The sequence below is a fragment of the Vibrio atypicus genome (genome assembly GCF_009811315.1).
Taxonomy (GTDB): Bacteria; Pseudomonadota; Gammaproteobacteria; order Enterobacterales; family Vibrionaceae; genus Vibrio; species Vibrio atypicus.
The window spans coordinates 1-580 of sequence record NZ_BLID01000033.1; the positions used below are offsets into that span (position 1 = coordinate 1).

The 580-nt window shown below is 43.6% G+C and carries 1 protein-coding gene, 2 tRNA genes and 1 rRNA gene; all 4 read left to right on the plus strand.

The window, feature by feature from the left end:
• Nucleotides 1-86: ribosomal RNA gene (locus GVO60_RS22155) — 16S ribosomal RNA — on the plus strand; the annotation flags it as partial.
• 99 nt (nucleotides 87-185) lie between these two features.
• Nucleotides 186-261: transfer RNA gene (locus tag GVO60_RS22160), tRNA-Ala, on the plus strand.
• 14 nt (nucleotides 262-275) lie between these two features.
• Nucleotides 276-351 (plus strand) — tRNA-Glu (locus GVO60_RS22165).
• 41 nt (nucleotides 352-392) lie between these two features.
• The coding region (locus tag GVO60_RS22505; RefSeq protein WP_217358397.1) for a hypothetical protein at nucleotides 393-580 on the plus strand (188 nt) is incomplete at its 3' end.

Consider the following 580-nt stretch of genomic DNA (forward strand, 5'->3'; position numbering starts at 1 on the left):
GGACGCTCACCACTTTGTGGTTCATGACTGGGGTGAAGTCGTAACAAGGTAGCGCTAGGGGAACCTGGCGCTGGATCACCTCCTTATACGATGATTACTCACGATGAGTGTCCACACAGATTGATACGGTTTAAATTCAGAGCAAAGGATTGGTTCTGCATTAATTGTGCTGAAACAATTATTGTGGGGCTATAGCTCAGCTGGGAGAGCGCTTCGCTGGCAGCGAAGAGGTCATCGGTTCGATCCCGATTAGCTCCACCACTGACTTTTCTAGTGTCCCGTTCGTCTAGAGGCCTAGGACACCGCCCTTTCACGGCGGTAACAGGGGTTCGACTCCCCTACGGGATACCATCTTTAAGTACATTTCTTCGAAATCTTAAGTGTTCTTAAAAATGGTTACTTCTTTGGAAGTGATTAGCTCTTTAATAATTTGGAAAGCTGACAAATCAACAATTTATTTGTTGATTGTAAAGTTCTCAATGTTTGTCTTTATGACAAACACCAATACAACACATTCAAGTGTTCTTGGGAATGTCACTTTAAGTGACTATTCAAAATTGAGTCCGGCAAAATCGAGTCT